Raw genomic sequence first — 21,209 nt, 5'->3', positions numbered from 1 at the left:
AACAAACCCAAAACACCAAATCAGAACTTACACACAGACTTACACACAGACTCACTCAACTCTCGTACATGAATCACGCGTGATCGACCCAAATCGCACAATACCAAACCGCTAGCTGGCGGCGCTGGCCCGGGGCTTTTGCGGGGTAAGGCGCACCGGCACCCCGTTAAAGGCGGCATTGCCGCTGATCGGGTCGATGCGGCTATCATCGGTCAGGTCATTGATCGACACCGTCTGGACCTGGGTGGCGGTATTCAACCGTCCCTGGCGCTGGCCCCAGCCCTGCGGGATGGAAACCACCCCCGGAGCGATGTCCTCGCTGATCTCGACGGGCAGGCAGGCCTTGCCGGTGGCGCTGTCGACCTGGACCTCTTGCGTGTCGGCAAGGTCCAGGCGCACCGCATCTGCGGGATTGATCTGCAGGGTGCAGCGATTGCGACCCTTGACCAGCCGGGGGCTGTTTTGGGTCCAACTGTTATGACTGCGCACCTGACGACGACCGATCATCACCAAGGGGAACTCTGCGCTGACCGGAGGTTCAAACGCCAGCAGCCGCGGGAGATCATCCAGAAAGACCTGCGGCGCCAGCGCCAGCCGACCCTCCGGGGTTTCCAGACGCTCGGCGATATTGGGCACCAAGGGACCCAGATCGACCGACCCCGCCGGTGCGTTCTGCAGCGCTGCAAGCGAGGCTGCCTCTGGGTGGTGCCCCTGCGACAGTAAAGCCTCCAGCATCTGGGTGGGAGAAGGCCCGATCCGGTTGGACCCCGAGAGCCGCGCCGCCAGCCGGGCGATCACTTCCCATTCCTGCGGGTTGCCGTTGGGCGGAGCAAATATTGGCGGCGCATAGGCGGCGGTGTTGTGCACGGCAAAACTGTGGAACACCATATCATAGATGTCTTCTTCCAGCGCCACCGAGGCGGGCAGGAGCAGATCGGCGTGACGGGTGGTGTCATTTATATGCAGGTCAATCGAGACCATGAAATCCAGCTGCGCCAAGGCGCGGTCGATACGCGGCCCATTGGGCGCAGTCAGCACCGGATTGCCCGCCACCGTGACCAGCGCCCGGATCTGACCTTCGCCTGGTGTCTCCATTTCCTCGGCCATGACCGAGACCGGGAATTCACCATTATACAGTGGCTGCTGCGACACCCGCGAGCGTTTTTCAGGGTAGCTGCGCCGCTGACCCTTGCGGCTGCTCATACCGACATAATCCAGGGCCGGGCTGGTAAACATCGCACCGCCCGGACGATCAAAATTGCCAGTGATGATATTGAGCACATTATTGGCCCACTGGCACAGGCCACCGAAGCTCTGGGTTGAGGCCCCCATGCGGGCATAGCACACCGCCGATTTGGCCTGGGCAAAATCACGGGCCAGGCTGCGGATCGTAGCAGCGGCAATGCCGGTGTGATGCGCCGCAAGATCAGCGCTAAAGGGGCCAACCGCAGCCTGCAGGGCCTCAAGCCCATCGGTGATACCCGCCAGCCCTCCCAGATCCGCCAGCCCCTGGGCAAAGACTTCATGGATTAGCGCCAGCAGCAAGAAGGCATCGGTTTCGGGCTGAATGAACAGGTGCTCACCCGCGCGCGAGGCGGTTTCGGTGCGGCGCGGATCAACCACCACCACCCGGCCGCCACGGGCCTTGATTTCATCCATGCGCCTGCCAAAGCCGGGCGCCGTCATCATCGACCCATTGGAGACCACAGGATTGCCGCCCAAGATCAACATCAGATCGGTGCGCGCCACATCCGGCACCGGGATCAGCATCGGATGCCCCAACATATGGACAGAGGCCACGTGATGCGGGATCTGGTCCGCCGTCGCCGAGGAATAGCGATTGCGGGTGCCAAGCGCCTTGACCAGCCCCGGCAGGTTCAGCAGATTGCCGAATTTATGCGCATTTGGATTGCCCAGATAAACGCCAACCCCATCATTGCCATGACGGTCCTGCACCGCGCGCAGGCGCTGTGCGGCAAAGTCGAAGGCTTCTTCCCAGCTGATCGGAACAAAGCTGCCATCGACCTTTTTCAGCGGCCGGGTCACCCGGTCGGGATCGGTGCGGAAATCCTGCAGGGCTATGGCCTTGGGGCAGATATGCCCACGCGACAGCGGATCCGCCGGATTCGGCTTGATGGCATGCACCCTGTCTTCATCATGGGTGATCACCAACCCGCACATTGCCTCGCAGATATTGCAGGTTCGGTACTGGGTTTTCAGGTCGCTCATGGCTGCCTCCGGTTGGATCATCTGTTTCATGGCCTAGAATACAAAGCCTAGCCGACCGTTTCCGCCCTTTGCAGGGTGTTATTTTGCTGCGTTGCCGTCAGGACCAAACGTAACTTTGCACAGCCTGGATCAAAATCCCGCAATTTTGCCCCTGCACCAATTCAAATCCAGGCAAACACCATCTAGGACATGTAAACGAAATATGAAGAATTTTCAGGTTTGCTAAGATCCCGGTGAGAGACAGACTTTTCATGTGGCAGGTACAGGGCGAGAAAACGATGACCACACAGGAACACGACACTCTCGGGCAAGGGGGGGCCGACGAACTCCTGATCCTTGCGACATCAACCGGGCGCAGTTTCATGCAGTTTTTTGTCGAAACCCTGGCCGATTGTTTTGGTGCCGATATCGTCTCTATCGGGGAACTGATGGTGATGGAGGACGACCGGTTCAACGTTCTTGCCGGCTATATGAATGGCGCAGCCATTACCGACTTTTCCTATCAGTCCTGCGTGACCCCCTGCTGCAATGTGGTCAATACCTCACAGCCCCAGGTAATCCTGTCTGGTGCTCAGGCCGCCTACCCAGACGACGAAATCTTTATCGAACAACAGATCCAAAGCTATGTCGCCATGCCGCTAGAAAGCCCCGAAGGCGAAGCCGTTGGTGTGATCCAAGCCTCCTGGCGGCGTGAACTTGACCAGGAAGAAGCAGATAACGTCATTGAAATCATGAGCATGTTCGTTAGTCGGCTCAGCGCGGAACTGGTGACGCTACATGCGATGCGTATCCTGTCTGCTCTTGCAGAAGGCCCCGACCGCACCGACAACCTTGGCACGTTGAGCTTGCTGTGTGAACAAATGCAAACCGCCCTGAAGGTGCGCGCGGCCTTTATCGCAGAACGCATCGACGATGAAAGCCATTTCCGCGTCCTGGCCTTTTGCCAGGACGGCAAGCCGCTCACCGAATCCGAAGGCCAGAAAATTGCCTATCATATAGGGCCCTGTGCGCAGCTCAAGGAACAGGATATTGTATTGGCCCATGGCCTGCTGCCGCAGATGTTCCCAAATCAATCTCACGGTCCGGGCACCGGAGCGGCAGACAACCTTATCTCTTATCTGGGTATGAATATTCGCAATGAAGCTGGCCAGGTCATTGGCCATCTTGCACTGCAACATGACCGTGATCTGATGGCCAAAAGCCTGGAATCGGACCTGTTCAAACTGCTTTCATCGCGAGTGACATCGGAACTACGCAAATACCAGGCCGAACAGCAGGCCGCACAAATTCCGCAGGCCGCGCTGGACATGCCAAAGCAAGTTATGAACGGGATCCACCAAAAGCTGGACCTGATGCACGGGCGTCTTGCCGATCTGGTTGCCCAGCAAACCGATGTTCCCGACAGCGAATTGCAGATCTTGCAGGCAGAATTGACAGAGGTGCAAAAACTGCTAGGCTGACACCCTATCCCGCTACAATCTGTCGACAACCTGGTACTCTGCGGGGCATTCGCGCTGCCGCCTGGAGCGGGATATTTCTGGTCCTCTCGATCATCTGTATCAGCGCGCCCCCTCTCAAAGCCAACCCTCTGGACCGGGCACCCGGGTCGGCGTCAGGCTGCTATGGGTATTGACCGACAGCACCACGGCAGAGCCTGCGACTGATCATGGCGTTCTGCAGCTTGTACTCCAACTGATTGGCACCGTTCTTCTGGCGCCCCCGGACCCATCTCGTTGAAAATTATCATCAAGTTAGAAACAAGAGCCCGACTTTCGCCACACCCGACCCACAAGCGATACATTTCGCTTGCTTAGCCCTGTCCTCGACCAAAGACGTTACTGCGAGGACACCCGAAATGGGCCATCGAGAAAGTGCAGCGAACCCTGCCACAAAATCCGAACCCACCAAAGGTATTAATACCTATCTGCTAAATCTTGGCAAAGCGGTTGCGACCCTTGCGCTCATCGCTCTGACCTTGTTCATCCCGGCAGGATCTACTGCGGCTACGGGGCAATCCCCCTATATTGTTCGCAACGATCGCGGCGGTTTTCTGCGCGAGCGCCTGATAGAACTGCGCGAACTGCGCGCCTCGGGGCGGCAGGTGGAAATCCGTGGAAGGGTTTGTTATTCAACCTGTACTCTGCTGCTAAGCCTGCCCAATACCTGCATTTCGCCACGAACCCAATTTGGGTTTCATGGGCCATCTGAAAGTGGTCACCCCCTCTCGCCCGAGCAATTCGACTATTACTCCCGCATTATTGCCCAGCACTACCCAGCGAAACTGAACCGATGGTATATGCAGACCGGGCGCAAACGCATCAACCGCCTGTTCAAGATCAAAGGCAGCGAGATTATCCGCATGGGTGTGCGCGCCTGTTAAGAAACCGCGCCACGGCAATCGTAGAAGGCAGGGCCCGGGCGCAGAGCCGGTGATGAAAATAGTCACCAAATAGCCAAAATAAGATTATATTCCGCATACTATTGTACATCTTTGATGCCTCTCTTTGGTGATTTTGACTAAAGTGCAAAACCAGCAGAGAGGTTTTGCCATGCCCACGTTTCACAATCGCCTGACGACCCTGCGGCGACAGCTGCATCAGCAGCCTGAATTGGGCTTTCAGGAACAACGTACCAAAGCCCTTGTGGCGCAGCGGCTGCGGAATCTCGGCCTGGAGGTGCACGAAGGCATCGGCGTAATTGGGCTGCTTCGATCCGGCACCGGCAATCGCGCCATCGGGGTGCGGGCCGATATGGATGCCCTGCCGATCCAAGAGATCAGCCGCCATGACTACGTCTCGCAGAATCCCGGTGTGATGCATGCCTGCGGCCATGATGGGCATATGGCTATGGCGCTGGGGGCGGCAGAAAAGCTGGCGGCGGATCCGGATTTTGACGGCACCGTGGTGTTCATCTTTCAGCCCAATGAAGAACATGGGCTGGGCGCGCGTGCCATGCTTGACGCTGGCCTGCTGGATCAGTTTCCGATGCAAGAGGTCTATGCCATCCACAATCTGCCCGGTGCCCCGCTGGGTCAGGTGGCAACCCGCGTCGGGCAAATCTGCGCCAGCGAGAGCCTGTTTGAAATCACCCTGCGCGGCCAGGGCGGTCATGCCTCGATGCCGCATGTCGGGGTTGAGGTGCTGAGCCTGGGTGCCGAACTGGTCATGGCGCTGCAAACCATCGTTTCACGCAAACTGCATCCGGCGGCGGGGGCGGTGGTTTCGGTCACCGAATTCATCACCGATGGGCAGCGCAACGTTCTGCCCGGACAGGTCACGCTAAAAGGTGACGTGCGTGCGCGTCAGCCGACCGACCGCCAGGCGCTAGAACGCTTTATCCGCCAGATCAGCACTGGCCTGGCGGCCGCCCATGGCGCCCAGGTCGAGATCAGCTTTGACACCGAGTTCATCGAAACCCTGAATGCGCCAGAGCCGGTACAGGCCCTGGTGCGGGTGGCGCAGGCGCAGGGGTTGGAGACCCTGGCTGACTGCCCCCCGATGACCTTCTCTGAGGATTTCGCCCATTTCACCGCCGCTGTGCCGGGGTGCTTTTTTCTGCTGGGCAATGGCACCGATGGGCCGAATGGCCAGCCGCTACATGCGGCAGACTATGACTTTAACGATGCGCTATTGCCGCTCGGGGCCGAGCTTTGGGCCGCCCTGGTGCGCGATCGCCTTCCCAAGCGAAAGACCGTGTAATGTCAGACCTGCTTCCCTTTACCAGATTGGATCACTTTGCCGCGACGAAACAGCCGGGTGATGCCGCCCTGCAGGTGATCACACCTCAGGATTTTGCCGCCGCCCGCACAGAGATTTGCCAATGGCCCGGTTACAAGCCGACTCCGCTGATATCTCTGGCGTCCTTGGCCACCAGGATCGGCGTCGGGGCGGTGCTTTACAAGGACGAAGGCCCACGATTTGGCCTGGGCAGCTTCAAGGCGCTTGGCGGGTCTTACGCGGCACTGCGCGTGTTGCAGCGCGAAATTTCGGCCCGGCTGGGCCATGAAGTCAAGCTGGCAGATATTCGCAAAGGCAAATACCGCGCAGAGGCCGCGAAGGTCACCCTGGTGTCGGCCACCGACGGCAATCACGGGCGCTCGCTCGCCTGGGGCTGCCAGCGTTTTGGCGCGCCCTGCCGCATTTACATCCACGCCGAGGTCAGCGCAGGCCGTGCGGCGGCGATGCGTGATCTGGGCGCCGAAGTGATCCGTATTGATGGCGATTATGACGCCTCGGTCTTGTTCGCGAAACAGGACGCGGCAGAAAACGGCTGGTTTGTGGTTTCCGACACCTCGTGGCAGGGCTATTCAGAACCGCCCCGCGATGTGATGGCCGGCTATGGCGTGATGGTGCAAGAAATCTGTGACGAACTGAAACAGCCACCCAGCCATGTGTTCTTGCAGGGTGGGGTTGGAGGACTGGCGGCCGGGGTTGCGGCCGGCCTGCGCCAGCACTGGGGGGCACAGGCCCCGCGGGTGGTCATTGTGGAACCGGCCTTGGCCGCCTGCCTCATTGCCAGTGGCCGCGCCGGTCGGTCGACCAATTTTGCCATCAAAGAGGAAACCCTGATGGCTGGCCTGTCCTGCGGCGAGCCTTCTCCCATGGCCTGGCAGATCCTGTCCGAGGAAGCCGCCGATTTCCTGACAATCCCGGATAGCCTGGTGGCCCCTTCTGTCCGGCTGCTGGCCCGCCCGCTGCCGGGAGATCCCAGCGTCGAGGCCGGCGAAAGCGCGGTTGCGGGGCTCGCGGCATTGATTGCCGCCTGCGCCGATCCTGCGCTGGCACAGCAGCTGGGGCTGGCAAGCGACTCGCGGGTCTTGCTGATCGGCTCTGAAGGCGTCACCGACCCAGAAATCTTTGGCCGGATCATGGCAGGCAGCGATGTTGCATAACCCGCCAGAGCGCGGCTTTGCCGAGGCCGAATTTGCCGCCCGCACCCAAAAGGCGCAGGCGTTGATGTTGGCGCAGGGTCTGGACGGGCTGCTGCTGCTGTCTGAACCAGAAGTGCGCTATTTCAGCGGCTTTCACACCCTGTTCTGGCAAAGCCCGACACGCCCCTGGTTTCTGTTTGTACCCGCCACCGGCAAACCCATCGCGGTGATCCCTGAAATTGGCGCCGCCCTGATGCGTCAAACCTGGATCGACGACATTCGCAGCTGGAACGCCCCTGCCCCGCAGGACGATGGCATCAGCCTGTTGCAAGACCTCTTGGCACCACTGGCGCAACGGCGCGGTCGCCTCGGGGTTCTGACCGGGCACGAAACCGCCTGGCGAATGCCGCTGGCAGATTGGCAGCGGCTGCTGACCAGCCTGCCAGGACTGGATCTGGCAGATGCCACTGGGTTGGTGCAGGGGTTGCGCATGGTCAAATCCGAGGCCGAGATCGCCAAGCTGTCCCATATCTGCGCCATCGGGTCTGCAACCTTTGCCAAAGTGCCGGAACTGATTGCGCAGGGCATGCCCCTGGAAGAAGCCTTTCGGGCCTTTCGCTGCGCCGGGCTGGCCCAGGGGGCAGATGATCTGCCCTATCTGGTTGGCGGTGCCGGGCCGGGCGGCTATGTTGATGTGATCTCGCCACCTGGCCCCCGCCGCCTGCAAGAGGGCGATATCCTGATGCTGGACACTGGTGCCAGCTGGGATGGCTACTTCTGCGATTTTGACCGAAATTTTGCGATTGGCTCTGCCGATGATGTAGCCCGCCGCGCCTATGATGTGCTGTGGCGCGCCACCGAGGCGGGGCTGGCGGCGGCCAGACCGGGGAACAGCATTTGCGATCTGTTCCAGGCAATGCAGCGCGTAATTGCCGAGATGGCCCCGCAGGGCGGCGACATCGGGCGACTGGGGCACGGGCTGGGAATGCAACTGACCGAACAGCCCTCTATCGCTGCATTTGAGCACAGTCCGCTAAAGCCAGGCATGGTGCTGACGCTGGAGCCTTCGCTGGGGTACGGTGATGGGCTAATCATGGTGCATGAGGAAAATATCGTCATCACCGATCAGGGGGCAAGACTGCTCAGCCAGCGAGCGGCGCCCGAGCTGCCAGTAATTTAACCGGTAATTTGGCCAATCTTACAAGGGGCACGCGGGGCATTGGGCCTGGACGGACTGGATATTCAGCTTGTCCTTTGTCGGGGTTCCACGCTTTATCTGCATATGGATGACAAAGATCTCAAGATACTGAAACAGGTTCAGCACAATGCCCGCCTGACCGCAGAGGCGCTGAGCGCCGAGTTAGGCCTGTCGCCAACAGCCGTGCAAAAACGCCTGAAGCGGCTACGCGAGACCGGGGTGATCGAACGCGAAATCGCGGTGCTATCTGCTGCCAAGCTTGGCCGCGAGATGACGGTGATTGTCGAAGTGCTGCTGGAGCGCGAAAGCCGCCAGCATCTGGATGCTTTCAAACATCGCATGCGGGCGGCACCGCAGGTACAACAGTGCTATTACGCCACTGGCGCGGCCGATTTCATCCTGATTGTCGTGGTTCAGGATATCACTGAATATCAGGCGTTTACCCAAGAACACTTCTTTGATGAATCAAATGTCAGCCGGTTCAACAGCTCAGTAGTAATGGAACGGGTCAAAGTCTCGCTTGATGTGCTATAGGCTGCCCGCAAGGCCTGTTGGCTCATGGCTATACTCTTAGACAAAACCGCCTTATGATTGTGCTTAATCAGGAGCAGAGTCACATGAAGGCTACATTCAGAGACGTCAAATCGGACATCATGGCGAAAATCACCTCTGGTGAATGGGAGCCAGGCAGGCTGCTGCCCAATGAGATGGATCTGGCCGAAATCTATGGCTGCGCCCGCGCCACCGTCAACCGCGCGATGCGGGAATTGGCCGATGAGGGCGTGGTCGAACGCCGCCGCAAGGCTGGCACCCGCGTGCGGATGGCACCGGTGCGCCAGGCGCGGTTTTCCATCCCCATCGTGCGGGTCGAGATCGAAGAACAAAATTCCACATACCGCTATGCGCTGGTCAGCCAGGACGTCGTGGCGGCACCGCAGTGGCTGCGCGCACGGTTGCAGCTGGCGGCCGATTGCCCGGTTCTAAGCCTGACCTGTATGCATTATGCGGATGGCGCGCCCTATCAGTTCGAAGAACGCTGGATCAGCCTTGGTCTGCTACCACAGGCCCAAGAGGCTGATTTTTCCGAGATCGGGCCAAATGAGTGGCTCGTGTCGACTGTGCCGTTTTCGGATGCCGAGATTGCCTTTTCCGCGACGGCAGCAACGCCGGACCTGGCGGATCATCTGGGCTGCGCGCAGGGGGCAGCGCTGTTCACGGTTGAACGCTCTACCTGGCTGAAAGGCGAAGCCATCACCTTTGTCCGCCAGAGCTTCCGTCCCGGTCATCGTATGACCAGCCGCTATTAGACAGGTGCCAAACCTGCAGCTATGGCCGCGCGTGGGGGGTGATTTAGGCTGGGCAACGGGCCCGATTGAACCCGTTGCCGCCAGTGTTTTACTTCAAGATGCCAGGCAGGCGCAGATTGTGCACGCGGGCGCAATCCTTGGCCTCTTCATAGCCCGCATCGGCGTGACGCATGACGCCCGACGCGGGGTCGTTCCACAGCACCCGCTCCAGCCGCTTGGCCGCCGCATCGGTGCCATCGGCGCAGATCACCACACCGGAATGCTGGGAAAAGCCCATGCCAACGCCACCACCATGGTGCAGCGATACCCAGGTTGCACCCGAAGCCGTATTGGTCAGCGCATTTAGCAGTGGCCAATCCGAAACCGCGTCAGAACCATCCATCATGGCTTCGGTTTCGCGATTGGGCGAGGCCACCGACCCAGAATCCAAATGATCCCGACCAATGACAACCGGCGCGCTCAGCTCGCCATTCTTGACCATCTCATTGAAGGCAAGCCCGGCCTTATGGCGATCGCCCAGACCAATCCAGCAGATCCGCGCTGGCAGGCCCTGAAAGGCAATGCGCTCATCCGCCATGTCCAACCAGTTGTGCAGATGCGTGTTCTCGGGGAACAGCTCTTTCATCTTGGCGTCGGTCTTGCGAATGTCTTCTGGGTCACCAGACAGCGCCACCCAGCGGAAGGGACCAATGCCGCGGCAGAACAATGGCCGGATATAGGCCGGGACAAAGCCGGGGAAATCAAAGGCGTTTTCTAGCCCTTCTTCCAGCGCCATTTGGCGAATGTTATTGCCATAGTCCACGGTGGGAACACCCATGGCATGGAATTTACACATCGCATCCACCTGCACGCGCATGCTGGCCCGGGCGGCTTTTTCAACGGCTTTCTTGTCGGTCTCGCGCTTTTCCTTCCACTCGCCCATGGTCCAGCCCTGCGGCAGATAACCGTTCACCGGGTCATGAGCCGAGGTCTGATCGGTGACGATATCGGGGCGGATACCCCCTGCTTCGGCACGGGCCAGCAGCTCGGGGAAGATATCGGCGGCATTGCCCAGAAGGCCAACGGATTTGGCCTCGCCTGCCTTGGTCCAGCGCTCGATCATTTCCAACGCTTCGTCCAGGGTTTCCGCCTTTTCATCCAGGTAGCGGGTGCGCAGGCGGAAATCGAGGCTATCGGGGTTGCATTCCACGGCCAAGCAGCAAGCGCCGGCCATGACAGCCGCCAAAGGCTGGGCACCGCCCATACCGCCAAGGCCACCGGTCAGAACCCATTTGCCTGTCAGATCGCCATCATAGTGCTGGCGCCCAGCTTCGGCGAAGGTTTCATAGGTACCCTGCACGATGCCCTGGGTTCCGATGTAGATCCACGAGCCCGCGGTCATCTGACCGTACATCATCAGACCCTTTTTATCGAGCTCGTTAAAGTGATCCCAGTTGGCCCAATGCGGCACCAGATTGGAGTTGGCAATCAGCACCCGCGGTGCATCCGCATGGGTCTTGACGATGGCGACAGGCTTGCCGGATTGCACCAGCAGGGTTTCATCGTCTTCCAGGTCTTTCAGGCTGTCAACGATGAGGTCGAAATCATCCCAGGTACGCGCGGCGCGACCGATGCCACCATAGACCACCAGTTCATGCGGGTTTTCCGCCACATCCGGGTGCAGGTTGTTCATCAGCATCCGCATCGCCGCTTCGGTCTGCCAGCTTTTCGCGGTGATCTCGGATCCAGTGGGCGGATAGATGTCACGGGTATTCTTGCGGGGATCGGTCATGTTGTACCTCCGGTCTGAGGAGCCCAGTCAACCAGGCTGTTAAGTATATGTTTCAGGTGAACGCGCAGGCGGCTGGCCTTGGTCTGGTCATAGGTCCAGGGCGCAGCCTCAGCGCTAAGATAGGTGGACTGCGCCAATTCCATCTGGATGGCGTGTAGCCCTTCATCGGGGCGGCCATAGTGGCGGGTGGTCCAGCCGCCTTTGAAACGGCCATTCAATACCGAGCTGTAGCCTTCAGCCCCGGCGCAGATCCCTGTGACGATCTGTTCAATTTCAGCGTCGCAGGTGGTGCCCAGATTGGTGCCGGTGTTGAAATCCGGCAGGATGCCGTCAAACAGAAACGGGATATTCCCCCGGATCGAATGGCAATCATACAGAATGGCAAAGCCATGCAGATCCCGCACCCGCATTAGCTCGGCCTCCAGCGCGGCATGATAGGGCGCGTGAAAGGCGGCGCGACGCGCGTCAATCTCGGTCGCGCTGGGGGGCTGATCCCAAATATCATGGCCATCAAAATCCGTCAGCGGCACCAGCGTCGTGGTGTTTTGCCCCGGATAGAGCGAGCGTCCTGAAGGGTCGCGATTGGCATCAATCACATAGCGATGGAAGGTAGCGCGCACCGTAGTGACTTGGGGTACAAGTCCTTCATAAAGCTGATGAATGTGCCAATCTGTATCATCCAGCCCCCGGCCCCGCAGGTTCAGGTTTGCCAGGATATTGGCAGGCACATGGGTGCCAGTATGCGGCAGCCCCAGCACCAGGGGGCTATCGCCCCGGTGGATTTCAACGGGCGCAATCATGCAGAAAGCTCCGGCATGGGAACATCGGTACAACGGGCAATCGCGCCGCTGGTGATCAGCGCCGAGGCCGCTTCGATGTCGGGGGCGGTATAACGGTCATCGCCCAGCGGGGCGACCTGCGCACGCAGCTGTGCCATCACCTGCGACAGCGCCGGGCTGGTTGGCAGGGGCGCACGGAACTCGACACCCTGCGTCGCGCAGAGCAGCTCTACCCCGAGGATGCGTTCCAGGTTCTGCAGCATCTGCCCAAGGCGACGCGCACCATGGGCCGCCATCGACACGTGGTCTTCCTGATTGGCCGATGTTGGCGTGCTGTCGGTCACGCATGGGTTGGCCAGATGTTTGTTTTCGCTCATCAATGCGGCGGTCGTCACCTCAGCGATCATGTAGCCCGAATTCAAGCCGGGGTTTGGCGTCAGGAAAGGCGGCAGATCGTGGCTCAGCACCGGGTCGACAATCAGGGCGATGCGGCGTTGCGCAATCGCGCCGATCTCGGCAATTGCCAAGGCAATCATGTCAGCGGCAAAACCGACAGGCTCGGCGTGGAAGTTCCCGCCGGAAACGATCAAGTCGGCGCCCACCAGCACCAGCGGATTGTCGGTGGCGGCATTGGCTTCGATCTCAAGCGTCTGCGCCGCCTGACGCAGCACATCCATCGCCGCGCCGACAACCTGCGGCTGGCAGCGAATGCAATAGGGATCCTGCACCCGTGCGTCATCCTCACGGTGGCTTTCACGGATGACCGAACCCTCCAGCAAGGCCCGCATGGTGGCGCCCGCCTCGATCTGGCCGCGATGGCCGCGCAGCGTGTGGATTTCGGGCTGCAACGGCGCGGTGGACCCCATGATGGCATCCGTGGTCAGCGCCGAGGTCACCAGCGCGCTTTGGGCCGCGGCCCAGGCCCCAAACAACCCGGCCAGGCCAAAGGCCGTGGAAAACTGGGTGCCATTGATCAGCGCCAGCCCTTCTTTGGGACCAAACTCAATCGGGGTAAGACCGGCGGCGGCCAGGGCCTCGGCGCCGGGCATGATCTTGCCATCATACTCAGCCTCGGCAGCGCCCATCATCACGGCCGCCATATGCGACAGCGGAGCCAGATCTCCCGAAGCTCCAACCGAACCCTGGGCGGGAATGACCGGGGTGACGCCCGCCTCCAGCATGGCCTCTAGCAGATCGACGACCTCTAGCCGCACCCCAGAGGCACCGCGCCCCAGACTCAGCAGTTTGAGCACCATCATCAAGCGCGCATGGCCACGCGGGATGGCCGGGCCGACACCACAGCAGTGGCTGAGAATCAGGTTTCGCTGCAGCGTGGCGGTATCCTGCGCCGCGATCTTGACGCTGGCCAATTTGCCAAAGCCAGTGTTCACCCCGTAAACGGCGGCCTCGCCGGCGGCGGCTGCGGCAATGCGGCTCTGGGCAAGTTCAATGGCGGGGCGACAGGCTGCATCCAGGCGCACGGGGCATTCTGTGCGAAACACATGCTCCAGTTCTGCCAAGGAAACATTGCCGGGGGTCAGGGTTACTGTGGTCACTGGGAGCCTCCAAAAATGCGGTCGTGAAGCGGGTTAAAGCCGATACGATAGGCCAGTTCAGCCGGGTGGCTGACATCCCAGATGGCAAGATCGGCGCGCTGACCAACCGCGAGGGTACCGCAATCGGTCAGGCCAAGGGCACGGGCCGCATGGGATGTGACGCCGCGCAAAGCCTCTTCTGGGGTCATGCGGAACAGGGTGCAGCCCATGTTCATCGTCAGCAACAAAGAGGTCATCGGCGCAGAGCCGGGATTGCAATCGGTTGCCAGTGCCATCGGCACACCCGCCGCGCGCAGCGCCGCAATGGGCGGTGCCTGGGTTTCGCGCAACGTGTAGAATGCGCCTGGTAAAATAGTGGCAACGGTGCCGGCTGCGGCCAGGGCCTCTACGCCATCTTGATCCAGATATTCGATATGATCCGCCGAGAGCGCGCCATATCGCGCCGCCAACTGCGCCCCGCCAAGATTCGACAGTTGTTCGGCATGCAGCTTCACTGGCAGGCCCATCTCTTGGGCAACATCAAAGACTAGCGCGATCTGATCCGGGGAAAAGGCAATGCCTTCACAAAACCCGTCCACCGCATCAACCAGCCCTTCCTGATGCGCAGCCCGCAGGGTGGGGATGCAGACATCGGTGATATAGGCATCGGGGCGATCGCTATACTCTGCCGGGATGGCATGGGCACCAAGGAAGCTGGTCACCACCCGAATGGGACGGTGCTGCGGCAGGGCACGGGCGGCGCGCAGCATGTTCAGCTCGGTCTCACGGTCCAGCCCATAGCCGGATTTCACCTCAATGGTACTGACGCCTTCGGCCAGCATGGCATCAACGCGGGGCAATGCCTGTGCGATCAGCGCGTCGACGCTGGCGGCGCGGGTCGCGGCAACAGTAGAAACAATACCACCGCCGGCGCGGGCCACCTCTTCGTAGCTGGCCCCATTCAGCCGCAGTTCAAATTCTGCGGCACGGTTGCCGCCGTGCACAACGTGGGTGTGGCAATCAATCAGCGCTGGCGTCACCAGCCGGTTTCCCAGATCAGTTTTGGGCAAATCGGCATAGTCCGTCGGCAGCTCTGCCTCGGCACCGATCCAGGCGATCCTGCCATCGACCAGGGCAATCGCTGCCGCCTCTATCAGACCATAGGGCGCGGCCGTCTCGCCCATGGTTGCGGCGCGAAGCGCGACTAAAACTTGATTGACGTCCTGCATATCTGCCTCACCAATTCTGCATTTCCCTCTTTTCTGGTACAAATCAATATGCCATATGTCTAGACATAAAATGAGGACGTGACATGACCGTGATCTTTGCAAACCGAGCTCTTCTGGCCACTGGCTGGGTACAAAACACCCGGCTGACCCTGCGCGATGGTACGATTAGCGCCATTGAATCGGGGGCCGAACCACAGGCCGGAGATCAGCACGTCGATACGATTTTGCCAGCGCTGGCAAATCTGCACAGCCACAGTTTTCAGCGCGCCATGGCCGGGATGACGGAATACCGCAAGGCCGGGCGTGATAGCTTTTGGACCTGGCGCGACCTGATGTACCGCTTTACCGCGCATCTGACCCCAGAGCAGATCGAAGCCATCGCAGCGCTGGTTTTCTTGGAGATGCAGGAAGCGGGCTATGCCTCGGTTGGAGAATTCCACTATCTGCACCACCAGAAATCTGGCAAGCCCTATGATAATCTTAGCGAACATTCCGACCGGATCATGGCAGCCGCCCAGCTCAGCGGAATCGGCCTGACGCATCTGCCTGTGCTGTACAGCTATGCTGGCGTTGGCAAACAGCCACTGGAACAGGGGCAGATGCGCTTTGGCAATGATGTGGATCGTTTCTGCCGACTGGTCGATCAGGCCCGCACCCATGCGAAAGCCACCCTGCCCGCCGATTGCCGGGTTGGTATTGCGCCGCATTCGCTGCGGGCCACCGCGCCCGATGATCTGGCGACTGTTCTGGCCGCGCAGGGCAATGCCTCAAACCCGGTGCATATCCATATCGCGGAACAGCCCAAAGAAGTGCAGGAGGTGCAGGCAGGTCTGGGCGCACGCCCGGTGGAGTGGCTGTTGGACAATGCGCCGGTTGATGAAAACTGGTGCCTGATCCATGCCACCCATATGACCGAATCCGAGACCCGCGCCATGGCGGCATCCGGCGCGGTGGCGGGGCTGTGCCCGGTGACCGAAGCCAACCTTGGCGATGGCCCTTTTAACGGTCCAACCTATCTGGAGGCCGGCGGGGCCTTTGGGGTTGGATCAGATTCGAACGTGCTGATTTCGCTCACCGAAGAACTGCGCACCTTGGAATATTCCCAGCGCCTGCGCGATCTGTCGCGCAATGTGCTGGTGCGGGGCGAAGGCTCGGTTGGCCATGCACTTTATACCGGGGCAGCCCAGGGCGGTGCCCAGGCGCTGGGGCGTACAGCCGGGACCATCGCGCCAGGCCATCTGGCAGATCTGGTTGCGATCGACAGCAATCATCCCTCGCTCTGTGCGCTTGGCCAGGATCAATTGTTGGACGGGCTGGTCTTTGCGGCCAAGGATCATGTGGTCACCGACCTATGGTCTGCCGGTCGGCACTGTGTTCAGGCGGGGCGCCATATCGCACGGGATCAGATTCTGGCCCGGTATCGCAGCGCCATGACAGAACTGCTTGCAGCAATTGGCTAGTCGCCGCCTCCACCGCCGCCCTGGCGCTATGAGGCTATGGGGCGGCAGCCGCGCTGCCGCTCACGTCGCTGCGGGCAATGGCAACAGATTTGACCACCGCATAGCAGTGGCTACCCGGTGCCAGCTCCAGTGCCTGGGCTGATCGGCGTGTGATACGAGCCAACACCCGGCCAGCATCCGTTTTTAACGATACCATTGCGCCGGGGCCGCTGCCGCTGCGGATATTTTCAACCTCTGCGGGCAGGATGTTCAGGGCGGAGAGGCCTTCGGGTTTTTGCCGGGACAGAATGACATCCTGGGCCAGAATGCGCAGACGCAGCAGGCAGCCCGGAGCCTGTGGCACCTGCGGCAAAAACAGGGAAATGCCACCGGCCGACAGTTCGCTCAGCCCATCGGGATGGTGGCGCAGCAGCCGCGCTTCAAGCAGAGCACCAGCCGCCCGCACCCCGGTTGGCATGACCTGCGCGTCCCCCAAGACTTCGGCGGCGCTGCCCTGACGCTGCACCCGGCCATCCTTCAGCACCACAACAGAGGTGGCCAGCCTGGCGACCTCGGCGGCGGAATGGCTGACATAGAGAACCGGGATTTTCACCTCGTCGCGCAGCCGTTCAAAATAGGGCAAGATCTCTTCCTTGCGGGCGGCGTCCAGCGCCGCCAGAGGCTCATCCGCGAGGATCATATCGGGCGCAGAGAGCAGCGCGCGACCAATGGCAACCCTCTGCTTTTCGCCGCCCGACAGGCCGGTCGGGCGCCGCTCTAACAAGGGGGCGATGCCCAGCATGGCGATGATCCGGTCAAAATCGTCCCGCGCCGCGCCTTTTGGTGCAAACCAGCGGCCAAACAAAAGGTTCTGGCGGACGTTCAAATGGGGGAACAGGCGGCCCTCTTGAAAGATATAGCCAATGCGGCGACGGTGCGGCGGCAGCCAGATGCCGCGCTCCAGATCAAACAACACTCGGTCGTGCAGTGCCACCCGCCCGCTCTCGGGGCGGTGCAGTCCGGCCACTGCGTTGACAACAGTGGTTTTTCCCGCGCCTGATCCGCCAAACAGCACGGTCACACCCGTGGGCGCCTGAAAGCGGACATCCAGGGTAAACCCCGGCAATTGCTGCACCAGATCGACCTCAAGCATCACGCGCCTCCGATCCGCTTGCTGGCCCGACGCGCCAGAACCTCCGACAGGACCAGCGCCCCCATGGCCACCACAATAGATACAGCCACCAGCCGCAGCGCTGCAGATTCACCGCCGGGCTGCTGCAAAAAGGCATAGATCGCCGAGGGCAGCGTCTGCGTCTGCCCCGGAATATTCGAGACAAATGTAATGGTGGCGCCAAACTCTCCCATGGCCTTGGCAAAGGCCAGGATGCCCCCCGCCAGGATGCCCGGCAGGATCAGGGGCAGGGTCACGCTGACAAAGACCCAGAACCGACTGGCGCCCAGGGTCGCGGCGGCCTCTTCCAGCTTGGGATCAACCGCTTCGATCGACAGGCGGATCGCCCGCACCATCAAAGGGAAGCCCATGATGGCCGCCGCCAGCGCCGCCCCGGTCCATTGAAAGGCAAACACAATGCCGATCTGCTGCAGCGCACTGCCAACCGCGCTTTGCGGGCCAAAGATCAAAAGCAGCAGATAGCCCGTCACCACCGGCGGCAGGATCAGCGGCAAATGCACCAGCCCATTGAGCAGGTGTTTGCCGGGAAAATGCCAGCGCGCCAACGCATAGGCGGCAAAGATGCCAAGGGGCAGCGTCAAGAGGCTGGCCCAGATCGAAACCTTGAGAGACAGCGCCACCGCCTGCCATTCCTCGGGGCCAAGCCAGCTCATGCGGGGTTACTCGACATCAACATCAAAGCCCGCCTCAAGAAAGGCGGCACGCGCCACAGGGCCTTGCAGATAGGCGTACAGGCTGGCCGCCGCCGGGCTGGCCGCCGTCTCGGCATTGGTCACTGGCCGGATCAGCGCCAGCGGATAGCGGATCGGCGCATGACTTTGGGGCGGAAATTCGGCCAGGATCATCACGCGGGGTTCCGCCCGGGCGTCACTGGCGTAGACCACCCCCAGCGGTGCCGCACCCGCCGCCACCAGCGCAAGTGCTGCGCGCACATTATCCGCCTGGGCAACCTGCGGTGCCAACCGCTGCCACAAACCCAACCACTGCAACGCGGATTTTCCATAGACCCCGGCCGGCACCGCCTGCACCAGCGCCATTGCCAGTTTGCCCTGTCCCAGCTGCGCCATCAGGCCCGGATCGTCAAATCCCGAAATCGGCTGCCCGCTATCGCGGGGGGCAACAAGAACAAGGTGATTGCCCAACAAATTTCGGCGGCTGTTGGGCAGGACATGTCCCTTGGCTTGCAGATAATCCATCCAGTCGGGGCTGGCCGGCAGGTAGAGATCGGCCGGAGCACCCAGACTGATCTGACGCGCCAAGATCGAAGATCCCGCTAGCGAGATTGCAAGGCTATAGCCGGTTTCTGCTTCAAAAGACTGGCTGATTTCGTCCAGGGCATTTTTCAGGCTGGCCGCTGCAAACAGCGTCACATCCGCCGCGCGCAGCCCCCCCGCTGCGCCAAGCAGGACCGCCAGAGCCAACAGGCCGGGCCAGGCAACCGCTGTCAGAAACCGAGTGATGCGGGACACGACGTCAGACCCTCCCGCAGTCTGCTTCAGATACCTCCCCCTTGGGGTAGCTTTGCGATCTATGCGGGGCAAGTCAAATCTGTAAAGCGCAGCGCATATCACGCCAAAACCCGCACCAGTTTCCTGCTACGGGCTTTGACAAAAGCGGTGACGCGCAATCAGAACAGGGTCAAACCACCCGGATCGGCCGCTGCTGGGGCCTGGGCAGGCCTTGGCGCCGGACGACGGGCTGCTGCCATTTCCTGCTCGCCAAGGCGGCGATCATTTTCAACCCGTGTCTGCTGGGCGCTTCCGGAAACCGCATGAAAGCGCACACGCCGGGCTGAGGTTCCGCCAACACTGGAGGAAATCACCGGAATACCTTCGTCCTGCAGGAAGCCCTGCACAAAATGCGCGTTAGAGGCCCCAATGTCCGACAGGTTCACCGACATTTTTGCCCCACCAAAGACCTTGGCCTTCAGGTTTTGCCGTTGCGCCCCCTTTTTCATGATGCCGTTGATCAAGAGTTCCATCGCATGGATACCATAGCGCGCGTTGACATCGTTGCCGTTTGCATTGGCCAAAAGGAAGTGATTCATACCGCCAACGCCGTTTTCTGCGTCATAGATACAAGCAGCAATGCAAGAGCCTAAAACAGTAGAGAATACTACTTTTGGGTCAGTCGAAACCCGGTACTCGCCCTGCAGGACCGTGACCGAGGTAGTATTGGCAAAAACTGTTGTCACAGCGCGCTCCTTATCAACATAATCAGGACTTGGCGGCCTGAAGAAGAGCCCCAGCCATACGGGCAAGGGAGACTTGTTTTTCTGCGGCGCCAGTTTCCCAAGCAACCCGTGGCATACCATAAACCACAGAAGACTTTTCATCCTGGGCAAAGGTGGCAGCCCCTGCTTTGCGAAGTTCCAGCAGTCCTCGAGCACCATCTTGGCCCATGCCTGTCAGGATCGCTGCAACTACGTCACTCCCATATGGCACTGCAGAGGTGAACAACGCGTCAACAGACGGAACATGACCGGAAATCGGCGGGCCTTCTTTCATACGGGTGCGCATCGGTTTGCGCTGCGTCATCCCCATGTGGCGACGCTGACCTGCGGCAATGTAAACATGGCCGACCTCCAGCTTTGTATTGTCTTCAGCCTGGACCACCTTGGCGGCACAAATCCGATCCAACAACGACACAAGGCCCTGACCAAAATTCTTGCCAGTATGCTGCACGATCATGGTCGGCGGGCATTGCGCCGGAAAACCGACAAGAACACTGCGCAGGGCCTCTACGCCACCGGTGGAAGAGCCGATCAAGATGATTTTCTTGAAGTCTTTCACAGGGGCAGCTGCCGCCCCCCCCATCCCACGGATGCCGGTCTGTTCACGCCTTGGCGCGTTGACCATCATGTCAAAATACTGGGAAAACTGCTGTGGCGTATCGGTTTTGGTCAGTTCAAAGATACCGGCACCGACATTCAGCAAGGGCGAAGACGTACGCGCAGGCGTCGCCCCTGCACTGTCCATCACCGCCACCCAGCGCGTATCAAGCGCTGAGAACAAGGCCAGCATCATCTCAAATTCGGGCAGTTTGGTGAACCCGTCCTCGACAAAGGCAAATACCGGCTGTGCGGCCTCTGCCTGATTGTAGGCCATCATGAGGTTATTCGCCAACAGCACCTTCATTCCCGGATAGCTGGCTTCCATATGGCTTTGAATTGAACGGGCAAAGGCCCGGTCTGTTGTAATGATCAATAGGTTCTGAGGCTGCAATGTGTCACCCAGTCAGGTTGATCGGTAAGAACCGAAGTTAATGGTCGATCCGGGGCAGTTCATCACCCCGGAGAGCGTCACTTAAAAATCTTGCCACAGGTCCTTGGCGGCATTTCCATCTGCTGCAAAGGCTGCGCTAGCGGACGATGCAAGCGCGTCATCCACATTCCAATCATCGTCACCATGGGCAGAGGGGAGCTGCCCAGCAGGCATGGAACTGGATTGATCTGGCTGCACCCGGGCCACGGTTGCGCCCGCCTTGATGCGAAAACCAGCAACCAATTGCGACAGCTGCGTCGAGTCAGAGTTGAGCAAATGCCCGGCGGCGGTTGCCTGTTCCACCATGGCGGCGTTTTGCTGGGTCACCTGATCCAGCTGGGTCACCCCGGTGTTGATCTCGTTCAGGCCGGTGGACTGCTCCACCGCGCCCTCGGCG

Annotated in this window: 18 protein-coding genes and 1 pseudogene; 8 read left to right on the top strand and 11 right to left on the bottom strand. The window is 60.4% G+C overall.

Annotation, left to right across the window (positions count from 1 at the left end):
- Positions 1-111: 111 nt before the first annotated feature.
- Positions 112-2,229: a molybdopterin oxidoreductase family protein gene (locus P2081_RS19900; protein ID WP_278924535.1), complete on the bottom strand. Its 2,118-nt coding sequence runs from the start codon at positions 2,227-2,229 to the stop codon at positions 112-114.
- 278 nt (positions 2,230-2,507) lie between these two features.
- On the opposite strand from P2081_RS19900, the gene P2081_RS19895 reads away from it, so the two are divergent.
- The 7 genes from P2081_RS19895 (at position 2,508) to hutC (ending at position 9,604) form a co-directional block, all read left to right on the top strand.
- Positions 2,508-3,689 (top strand): GAF domain-containing protein, encoded by a 1,182-nt coding sequence (locus P2081_RS19895; protein WP_278924534.1) that lies wholly within the window; start codon positions 2,508-2,510, stop codon positions 3,687-3,689.
- 395 nt (positions 3,690-4,084) lie between these two features.
- Complete coding sequence (locus P2081_RS19890; RefSeq protein WP_278924533.1) at positions 4,085-4,609, top strand: hypothetical protein; 525 nt, start codon at positions 4,085-4,087, stop codon at positions 4,607-4,609.
- Between the two features lie 169 nt (positions 4,610-4,778).
- The gene (locus P2081_RS19885; protein ID WP_278924532.1) at positions 4,779-5,927 is read left to right on the top strand and encodes an amidohydrolase; all 1,149 of its coding nucleotides are present in this window, start codon (positions 4,779-4,781) and stop codon (positions 5,925-5,927) included.
- Positions 5,927-7,120, top strand: a complete 1,194-nt coding sequence (locus tag P2081_RS19880; protein ID WP_278924531.1) for a diaminopropionate ammonia-lyase — start codon at positions 5,927-5,929, stop codon at positions 7,118-7,120. Before P2081_RS19885 ends, P2081_RS19880 begins: the two co-directional genes overlap by 1 nt.
- Positions 7,110-8,279, top strand: a complete 1,170-nt coding sequence (locus P2081_RS19875) for a M24 family metallopeptidase (RefSeq protein ID WP_278924530.1) — start codon at positions 7,110-7,112, stop codon at positions 8,277-8,279. Before P2081_RS19880 ends, P2081_RS19875 begins: the two co-directional genes overlap by 11 nt.
- A 102-nt stretch (positions 8,280-8,381) precedes the next feature.
- Positions 8,382-8,831: an Lrp/AsnC family transcriptional regulator gene (locus P2081_RS19870; RefSeq protein ID WP_278924529.1), complete on the top strand. Its 450-nt coding sequence runs from the start codon at positions 8,382-8,384 to the stop codon at positions 8,829-8,831.
- Between the two features lie 83 nt (positions 8,832-8,914).
- Positions 8,915-9,604, top strand: a complete 690-nt coding sequence (gene hutC, locus P2081_RS19865) for a histidine utilization transcriptional repressor HutC (RefSeq protein WP_278924528.1) — start codon at positions 8,915-8,917, stop codon at positions 9,602-9,604.
- Between the two features lie 88 nt (positions 9,605-9,692).
- Here the strand turns inward: hutC and hutU are convergent, their stop codons facing one another.
- Genes hutU through hutI form a run of 4 tightly spaced genes read right to left on the bottom strand, consistent with a single transcriptional unit; the run spans position 9,693 to position 14,918 of the window.
- Positions 9,693-11,375 carry a urocanate hydratase gene (gene hutU, locus P2081_RS19860; protein WP_278924527.1) on the bottom strand — a complete coding sequence of 561 codons (1,683 nt, stop codon included), beginning with the start codon at positions 11,373-11,375 and terminating at the stop codon, positions 9,693-9,695.
- Complete coding sequence (gene hutG, locus P2081_RS19855) at positions 11,372-12,175, bottom strand: N-formylglutamate deformylase (protein ID WP_278924526.1); 804 nt, start codon at positions 12,173-12,175, stop codon at positions 11,372-11,374. The genes hutU and hutG overlap by 4 nt, the downstream gene beginning before the upstream one ends.
- Positions 12,172-13,710, bottom strand: coding sequence for a histidine ammonia-lyase (gene hutH, locus P2081_RS19850; RefSeq protein WP_278924525.1), 1,539 nt, complete (start codon positions 13,708-13,710; stop codon positions 12,172-12,174). The genes hutG and hutH overlap by 4 nt, the downstream gene beginning before the upstream one ends.
- On the bottom strand, positions 13,707-14,918 hold the full coding sequence (gene hutI, locus P2081_RS19845; protein ID WP_278924524.1) for an imidazolonepropionase: 1,212 nt from the start codon (positions 14,916-14,918) through the stop codon (positions 13,707-13,709). The genes hutH and hutI overlap by 4 nt, the downstream gene beginning before the upstream one ends.
- Positions 14,919-15,001: 83 nt before the next feature.
- On the opposite strand from hutI, the gene P2081_RS19840 reads away from it, so the two are divergent.
- Positions 15,002-16,378, top strand: a complete 1,377-nt coding sequence (locus P2081_RS19840) for a formimidoylglutamate deiminase (protein ID WP_278924523.1) — start codon at positions 15,002-15,004, stop codon at positions 16,376-16,378.
- Positions 16,379-16,412: 34 nt separating this feature from the next.
- On the opposite strand, the gene modC is transcribed toward P2081_RS19840, so the two are convergent.
- From modC to P2081_RS19810, 6 genes and pseudogenes are all read right to left on the bottom strand, one after another.
- Complete coding sequence (gene modC, locus P2081_RS19835; RefSeq protein WP_278924522.1) at positions 16,413-17,510, bottom strand: molybdenum ABC transporter ATP-binding protein; 1,098 nt, start codon at positions 17,508-17,510, stop codon at positions 16,413-16,415.
- Entirely contained in the window at positions 17,510-18,202 is a 693-nt protein-coding gene (gene modB, locus P2081_RS19830) for a molybdate ABC transporter permease subunit (RefSeq protein WP_278924521.1), read from the bottom strand. The genes modC and modB overlap by 1 nt, the downstream gene beginning before the upstream one ends.
- A 6-nt stretch (positions 18,203-18,208) precedes the next feature.
- Positions 18,209-19,018 carry a molybdate ABC transporter substrate-binding protein gene (gene modA, locus P2081_RS19825; RefSeq protein WP_278924520.1) on the bottom strand — a complete coding sequence of 270 codons (810 nt, stop codon included), beginning with the start codon at positions 19,016-19,018 and terminating at the stop codon, positions 18,209-18,211.
- Between the two features lie 158 nt (positions 19,019-19,176).
- On the bottom strand, positions 19,177-19,743 hold the full coding sequence (locus P2081_RS19820; protein WP_278924519.1) for a chemotaxis protein CheD: 567 nt from the start codon (positions 19,741-19,743) through the stop codon (positions 19,177-19,179).
- Positions 19,744-19,765: 22 nt separating this feature from the next.
- The gene (locus P2081_RS19815; RefSeq protein ID WP_278924536.1) at positions 19,766-20,707 is read right to left on the bottom strand and encodes a CheB methylesterase domain-containing protein; all 942 of its coding nucleotides are present in this window, start codon (positions 20,705-20,707) and stop codon (positions 19,766-19,768) included.
- Between the two features lie 147 nt (positions 20,708-20,854).
- Positions 20,855-21,209 (bottom strand): annotated as a pseudogene (locus P2081_RS19810) (methyl-accepting chemotaxis protein); the annotation flags it as partial.

The sequence above is a fragment of the Pseudophaeobacter profundi genome, assembly GCF_029697505.1.
GTDB lineage: Bacteria > Pseudomonadota > Alphaproteobacteria > Rhodobacterales > Rhodobacteraceae > Pseudophaeobacter > Pseudophaeobacter profundi.
Note: the sequence above shows the minus strand (reverse complement) of the source record. Positions and strands in the feature narration are given on the sequence as shown.

What these genes read in the sequence shown, in the direction of transcription:
- hutG (WP_278924526.1), bottom strand. Translation starts at nt 12,175, where the DNA reads ATGATTGCGCCCGTTGAAATCCACCGGGGCGATAGCCCCCTGGTGCTG.
- modC (WP_278924522.1), bottom strand. Translation starts at nt 17,510, where the DNA reads ATGCTTGAGGTCGATCTGGTGCAGCAATTGCCGGGGTTTACCCTGGAT.
- P2081_RS19840 (WP_278924523.1), top strand. Translation starts at nt 15,002, where the DNA reads ATGACCGTGATCTTTGCAAACCGAGCTCTTCTGGCCACTGGCTGGGTA.
- P2081_RS19880 (WP_278924531.1), top strand. Translation starts at nt 5,927, where the DNA reads ATGTCAGACCTGCTTCCCTTTACCAGATTGGATCACTTTGCCGCGACG.
- hutI (WP_278924524.1), bottom strand. Translation starts at nt 14,918, where the DNA reads ATGCAGGACGTCAATCAAGTTTTAGTCGCGCTTCGCGCCGCAACCATG.
- P2081_RS19870 (WP_278924529.1), top strand. Translation starts at nt 8,382, where the DNA reads ATGGATGACAAAGATCTCAAGATACTGAAACAGGTTCAGCACAATGCC.
- P2081_RS19875 (WP_278924530.1), top strand. Translation starts at nt 7,110, where the DNA reads ATGTTGCATAACCCGCCAGAGCGCGGCTTTGCCGAGGCCGAATTTGCC.
- hutC (WP_278924528.1), top strand. Translation starts at nt 8,915, where the DNA reads ATGAAGGCTACATTCAGAGACGTCAAATCGGACATCATGGCGAAAATC.
- hutU (WP_278924527.1), bottom strand. Translation starts at nt 11,375, where the DNA reads ATGACCGATCCCCGCAAGAATACCCGTGACATCTATCCGCCCACTGGA.
- modB (WP_278924521.1), bottom strand. Translation starts at nt 18,202, where the DNA reads ATGAGCTGGCTTGGCCCCGAGGAATGGCAGGCGGTGGCGCTGTCTCTC.
- P2081_RS19815 (WP_278924536.1), bottom strand. Translation starts at nt 20,707, where the DNA reads ATGGAAGCCAGCTATCCGGGAATGAAGGTGCTGTTGGCGAATAACCTC.
- P2081_RS19885 (WP_278924532.1), top strand. Translation starts at nt 4,779, where the DNA reads ATGCCCACGTTTCACAATCGCCTGACGACCCTGCGGCGACAGCTGCAT.
- P2081_RS19895 (WP_278924534.1), top strand. Translation starts at nt 2,508, where the DNA reads ATGACCACACAGGAACACGACACTCTCGGGCAAGGGGGGGCCGACGAA.
- P2081_RS19890 (WP_278924533.1), top strand. Translation starts at nt 4,085, where the DNA reads ATGGGCCATCGAGAAAGTGCAGCGAACCCTGCCACAAAATCCGAACCC.
- P2081_RS19900 (WP_278924535.1), bottom strand. Translation starts at nt 2,229, where the DNA reads ATGAGCGACCTGAAAACCCAGTACCGAACCTGCAATATCTGCGAGGCA.